The following is a 5685-nucleotide window of genomic DNA, read 5'->3' on the forward strand; positions in this document are numbered from 1 at the left end:
CGCGGAGACGACCTGCGGGGCGGGCTCAGCCGCCACAGCGGCCTGCACGCGGGCGGCGAAATCGACCGGAGCCGGCGCGCAGGCCTGGCCGCGCAGGACATCGCCCAGCAGTTGCCAGCGCTCATGGCAGCCGGCCAGTGCATCGTCGTGTTCCAGCCGGCGCAGCATGAAGCGGGCTTCGTCAGCACTCAGCTCGCCATCGATCAGCGCCGACAGCTGCTGGCGGTGATGGGCATCGAATTTGTCCGGCACATGGCCGGCGGTATCAGCATTGGGCTTTTCGTGGTTCATACGCGGCTCTTCTCGCGGGTGGCGCTGCCCACATCCAGCAGCGGCCGAAGTTCAGTGTCGATCGCCTCACGGGCGCGGAAGATCCGCGACCGCACGGTGCCGATCGGGCACCCCATCTTCTGCGCGATTTCCTCGTAGCTCAGACCATCCACCTCGCGCAGGGTGATGGCCGAACGCAGTTCTTCCGGCAGCGACGAGACCGCCTTCATCACCGTGTTTTCCAGTTCCTGGCGCATCAGCTCACGCTCCGGTGTGTCGGTGTCGCGCAGGCGGGTACCGCTGTCGAACTGTTCGGCGTCCCCGATGTCGATGTCATCGGTGGGCGGGCGGCGGTTGTGGGCGGCAAGGTGGTTCTTGGCAGTATTCACGGCGATCCTGTGCAACCAGGTATAGAACTGGGCGTCGCCGCGGAAGCTGTTGATCGCGCGATACGCGCGGACAAAAGTGTCCTGGGCCACGTCCTGACATTCGCTCCAGTCGGCGATGTAACGCCCGATGAGGGCAACGATCCGGTGCTGGTACTTGCGCACCAGCACATCGAACGCCGCGCTCTCGCCGCGCTGCACGCGCCGGACCAGTTCCAGATCCAGCTCCTGTGGTGTTTCAACCTCGGCCATGCGGGGCCGCACTCCTGTCAGCCCAACCGACGTCGGGCAATGAGACTGCCAATCCCGGGAAAAGTTCAGCGCTCCGTGAGGAATGCCGTACCAGCTTTTAACCACCGTTCCGTTAACGTTTCCGCTCACGGTCGTGAACGGTCGTTGCGGATACCCCAGCTATAGGGATTTGACGGGGAGGAAACAACCTCTGGATCATAGCCCCCTTCTCCATACACAACCGGATGGAACGTCCCCATGCTCTCAGGCTTCGATGGGCTCCGCTTCTCGCATTGGCACCCACAGATCCGTGACGATGGTGTCGTGGTGCTCAGCCTTGACCGCCAGGACAGCAGCGTCAACGCCATGTCCCAGGACGTCTTGCTGGAACTGGGCGACCTGGTGGAACGGCTGGCGCTGGATCCGCCCAAGGCGGTGGTGGTGCAGTCGATCAAGCCGGCGGGCTTCATTGCTGGCGCTGACCTGAAGGAATTCCAGGAATTTGACCGCCGCGGCACCGTGAACGACGCCATCCGTCGTGGCCAGACCGTGTACCAGAAGCTGTCCGAGCTGCCCTGCCCGACCGTGGCCGCCATCCACGGCCACTGCCTGGGCGGTGGCACCGAGCTGGCGCTGGCCTGTCGCTACCGGGTGGCCTCCAACGATGCCAGCACCCGGATCGGGCTGCCCGAAACCCAGCTGGGCATCTTCCCCGGCTGGGGCGGCAGCGCGCGCCTGCCGCAGCTGGTCGGCGCGCCGGCGGCGATGGACCTGATGCTGACCGGCCGTACCCTGTCCGCTTCGGCGGCGCGCAACATCGGCCTGGTCGACAAGGTGGTCGCGCCGGCGGTGCTGCTGGATACCGCCGTCGCGCTGGGCCTGTCGGGCACCACCCGCCCGTTCAAGCAGCGTGCCACCGCCTGGGCCACCAATACCTGGCTGGCGCGCAAGCTGCTGGCCCCGCAGATGGCCAAGCAGGTGGCGCGCAAGGCCAAGAAGGACCACTACCCGGCCCCGTACGCCCTGATCAACACCTGGGCACGCAGCGGTGGCAGCCCGATCCAGACCCGCCTGGACGCGGAGCGCCGCGCCGTGGTGAAGCTGGCCAGCACCCCCACCGCGCGCAACCTGATCCGCATCTTCTTCCTGACCGAGCGCCTGAAGGCGCTGGGCGGCAAGGACCACGGCATCCGCCACGTGCACGTGGTCGGGGCCGGCGTGATGGGCGGCGATATCGCCGCATGGTCCGCTTACAAAGGCTTCGAGGTCACTCTGCAGGACCGTGAGCAGCGCTTCATCGACCCGGCGATGGAACGCGCACAGGCGCTGTTCGCCAAGAAGGTCAAGGACGAGAGCAAGCGTCCTGCCGTGGCCGCGCGTCTGAAGGCCGACCTCGCCGGCGACGGCGTGGCGCAGGCCGACCTGGTCATTGAAGCCATCATCGAGAACCCCGAGGCCAAGCGTGCGCTGTACCAGACGCTGGAGCCGAAGATGAAGGCCGATGCGCTGCTGACCACCAACACCTCGTCGATTCCGCTGGTGGAGTTGCGCGACCACATCCAACGCCCGGCCCAGTTCGCCGGCCTGCATTACTTCAACCCGGTCGCGCAGATGCCGCTGGTGGAAATCATCCACCACGACGGCATGGACCCGCAGACCGAGCAGCGCCTGGCCGGCTTCTGCAAGGCGCTGGGCAAGTTCCCGGTGCCGGTAGCCGGTACGCCGGGCTTCCTGGTCAACCGCGTGCTGTTCCCGTACATGCTGGAAGCAGCCACTGCGTATGCCGAAGGCGTCCCGGGCCCTGTGATCGACAAGGCCGCCGTGAAGTTCGGCATGCCGATGGGTCCGATTGAACTGCTCGACACGGTCGGCCTGGACGTGGCTGCAGGCGTGGGCCACGAGCTGGCACCGTTCCTGGGCCTGCAGATTCCGGCGGCGCTGCAGACCGTCGAACCGGGCAAACGTGGCAAGAAGGATGGCCAGGGCATCTATAAATGGGAAAACGGCCGCGCGCAGAAGCCGGACGTGCCGTCCAACTACCAGGCCCCGGCAGACCTGGAGGACCGCCTGATCCTGCCGCTGCTCAACGAGGCCGTGGCCTGCCTGCACGAAGGCGTGGTGGCCGATGCCGACCTGCTGGATGCCGGGGTGATCTTCGGCACCGGCTTCGCCCCGTTCCGCGGCGGCCCGATCCAGCACATCCGCGCCACGGGTGCCGATGCGCTGGTGGAGCGCCTGAAGCTGCTGCAGCAGCGGTATGGGGATCGTTTCGCGCCGAGGCCGGGCTGGGATTCGCCGGTGCTGCGCGAACCGGTGGTGTGACGCAACGCAACGCCGCCGCAGGGCGGCGTTGCTGTTTTCCGGACAACCTGTTGCCCGAATGGGGCATCCAACACCGCCGGTGCCGTGCCATGCTGGCGCTCTGTCCACGCCAGCGAGTACGCCCGCATGACCACCATCATCGCCCCGCGCGTCCACGATATCGGCGGCCTGGAAGTGCGCCGCGCCGTTCCCACGCTGCAGGCCCGCAGCGTTGGGCCGTTCGTGTTCGTCGACCAGATGGGGCCTGCGGTGCTGTCCGCCGGTGCCGGTATTGACGTGCGCCCGCATCCGCACATCGGCCTGGCCACGGTCACCTTCCTTTGGTCCGGTGCGATTGGCCACCGCGATACGCTTGGTTCTGACCAGGTGATCCGCCCGGGCGATGTGAACTGGATGACCGCCGGCCGCGGCATTGCCCATTCCGAACGCACGCCGCCGGTGGAGCGCGAGCACGACCACCCGCTGCACGGCATGCAGACCTGGGTGGCGTTGCCGAAGAATTTCGAGGAAACCGATCCCGCGTTCTATCACCACAGCGCCGCCACCCTGCCGCAGCAGCATCGCGACGGCGTGTGGCTGCGCGTGATCGCCGGCCGCGCTTACGGTGAAGAATCGCCGGTGAAGGTGTTCGCCGATACGCTGAACGTGGCGCTCGACCTGGAACCTGGCGCGGAGCTGGATCTGGATACCAGCCACAAGGAACGCGCGATCTACGTGCTGGAAGGCGAACTGCAGCTGGACGGTGTGGATGTGCCGGCACAGCATCTGATCCTGCCCGAGTTCAATGCGCGTGGACGGCTGCGGGCCAAGACGCCGGTCAAGGCGATGCTGCTGGGCGGCGAGCCGTTGGATGGCCCGCGTCATCTGTGGTGGAACTTCGTGTCCAGCTCGAAGGAGCGGATCGAACAGGCCAAGCACGATTGGGAATCGGGTCGGTTCGGGACGATTCCGGGGGATGACAAGGAATTCATTCCGTTGCCGGCGTATTAAAGTGCTACTTTCACGCGATTTCACGCGATTTCTGCCGTTCGTCGGCAGCTGACGCGCCCTTCACCCGGATGAATCGCGCTTCAGCTACGTTCGCCGCAGCCCTCCTCCCCCGGGCGTCTGCGGAGACATGCAATGAACATGGCAAAGCGATTGGCGGCCGAGTTCCTCGGTACGTTCTGGCTGGTGCTGGGCGGCTGCGGCAGCGCCGTGCTGGCGGCGAAATTCGGCGGTGACGGCAATCCTCTGGGCATCGGCTTCGTCGGCGTGGCCTTGGCCTTCGGCCTGACCGTGCTGACCGGGGCGTATGCCTTCGGGCATGTCTCGGGAGCCCACTTCAATCCGGCCGTCACGGTGGGGTTGTGCGCCGGGGGGCGCTTTCCCGCCCGCGACGTGGTGCCCTACATCCTGGCCCAGGTGGTGGGGGGCGTTGTTGCCGCCTACATCCTGCTGCACATTGCCAGCGGCGCGCCCGGCTTTGCCATTGATGGCAGCCAGGCCGGTGCGTTTGCCAGCAACGGCTACGGAGCACTGTCGCCGGGCGGCTACAGGGTCGCCGCTGCCTTCCTGTGCGAGGTCGTCCTGACCGCGATGTTCCTGGTGGTCATCATGGGCGCGACGCACGGCCGTGCTCCGGCCGGCTTTGCCCCCCTGGCCATCGGCCTGGCGCTGACCCTGATCCACCTGATCAGCATTCCAGTCACCAATACCTCGGTGAACCCGGCGCGTTCCACCGCCGTGGCGGTGTTTGCGGGCAGCGGCGCACTGAGCCAGCTGTGGCTGTTCTGGGTGGCCCCGCTGCTGGGCGGGGTGATCGGCGGCATCGTCTACAAGTGGATCGGGGCCGAACCACGCCCCAGCTGACCATACGCCTATCCGGATTCAGATACATTTGAAACAGTTATTTGAAGATCCGGTCACATTCCGTTAAGGTCAAAATCACCAGCCCGTCACGCGACCGGAGATTGGACGCTCCGGCCCCGTGGCCCTGCCATTCGACTTCTTGGGGGAAGCATGAACGTCCTACGCGCTGTTGTATCGCTGTGTCTGCTGTTGAGTGCCACCGTGGCCTCGGCCCAGGCCACCGCCGAATGTCCCACCCTGCCCGCCGACAGTGGCCTGCAGTGGAAGGAACAGGCTGAAAACAACTATCTGTCGTGTAAAGCCACGACGGCTGACGGGCGCGAAGTTCTGAGCCTGATGCTGACCCAGCGCGATCCGGATATTCCGCTTTCGCGTCCGCTGCGCCAGGAGAAAGGCAGTTTCGCCGGTGAGGACATGTACTGGTACAGCCCGGACCTGGGTGGCCAGCAGCCGCCGGGCTACGCGGATCGACGCATGACGATCGTGAAGCTGGACAAGAACAAGTATGCGCAGATTGCGCTCTACCCCAGCGATTCCAAGGAACTGGGTTCCCTGCAGACGCTGACCCGGGGCATGGCGCTGGGTTCGTCGGCGGTCGCTGCCGAGCGTTGATCGATTGCCCGGC

At 66.1% G+C, this 5685-nt stretch carries 6 protein-coding genes; 4 read left to right on the forward strand and 2 right to left on the reverse strand.

The window, feature by feature from the left end:
* Together RT551_RS15965 and rpoE are read right to left on the reverse strand one after the other, a co-directional pair.
* Positions 1-291: RseA family anti-sigma factor (locus RT551_RS15965; protein ID WP_313460479.1), on the reverse strand; the 291-nt coding region annotated here is incomplete at its 3' end.
* The gene (gene rpoE / locus RT551_RS15970) at positions 288-908 is read right to left on the reverse strand and encodes an RNA polymerase sigma factor RpoE (protein WP_311192190.1); all 621 of its coding nucleotides are present in this window, start codon (positions 906-908) and stop codon (positions 288-290) included. The genes RT551_RS15965 and rpoE, both read right to left, overlap by 4 nt.
* A 237-nt stretch (positions 909-1145) precedes the next feature.
* Here rpoE and RT551_RS15975 point away from each other — a divergent pair, with 237 nt between their 5' ends.
* The 4 genes from RT551_RS15975 (at position 1146) to RT551_RS15990 (ending at position 5672) form a co-directional block, all read left to right on the forward strand.
* On the forward strand, positions 1146-3209 hold the full coding sequence (locus RT551_RS15975) for a 3-hydroxyacyl-CoA dehydrogenase NAD-binding domain-containing protein (RefSeq protein WP_313460481.1): 2064 nt from the start codon (positions 1146-1148) through the stop codon (positions 3207-3209).
* 126 nt (positions 3210-3335) lie between these two features.
* Positions 3336-4199, forward strand: coding sequence for a pirin family protein (locus RT551_RS15980; protein WP_313460483.1), 864 nt, complete (start codon positions 3336-3338; stop codon positions 4197-4199).
* A gap of 132 nt (positions 4200-4331) precedes the next feature.
* On the forward strand, positions 4332-5060 hold the full coding sequence (aqpZ, locus tag RT551_RS15985) for an aquaporin Z (protein ID WP_313460484.1): 729 nt from the start codon (positions 4332-4334) through the stop codon (positions 5058-5060).
* A gap of 150 nt (positions 5061-5210) precedes the next feature.
* The gene (locus RT551_RS15990; RefSeq protein ID WP_313460485.1) at positions 5211-5672 is read left to right on the forward strand and encodes a hypothetical protein; all 462 of its coding nucleotides are present in this window, start codon (positions 5211-5213) and stop codon (positions 5670-5672) included.
* The last annotated feature ends 13 nt before the right edge of the window (positions 5673-5685 follow it).

The sequence above is a fragment of the Stenotrophomonas sp. genome (assembly GCF_032103445.1).
Lineage (GTDB): Bacteria > Pseudomonadota > Gammaproteobacteria > Xanthomonadales > Xanthomonadaceae > Stenotrophomonas.

What these genes read in the sequence shown, in the direction of transcription:
- aqpZ (WP_313460484.1), top strand. Translation starts at nt 4,332, where the DNA reads ATGAACATGGCAAAGCGATTGGCGGCCGAGTTCCTCGGTACGTTCTGG.
- RT551_RS15980 (WP_313460483.1), top strand. Translation starts at nt 3,336, where the DNA reads ATGACCACCATCATCGCCCCGCGCGTCCACGATATCGGCGGCCTGGAA.
- RT551_RS15990 (WP_313460485.1), top strand. Translation starts at nt 5,211, where the DNA reads ATGAACGTCCTACGCGCTGTTGTATCGCTGTGTCTGCTGTTGAGTGCC.
- rpoE (WP_311192190.1), bottom strand. Translation starts at nt 908, where the DNA reads ATGGCCGAGGTTGAAACACCACAGGAGCTGGATCTGGAACTGGTCCGG.
- RT551_RS15975 (WP_313460481.1), top strand. Translation starts at nt 1,146, where the DNA reads ATGCTCTCAGGCTTCGATGGGCTCCGCTTCTCGCATTGGCACCCACAG.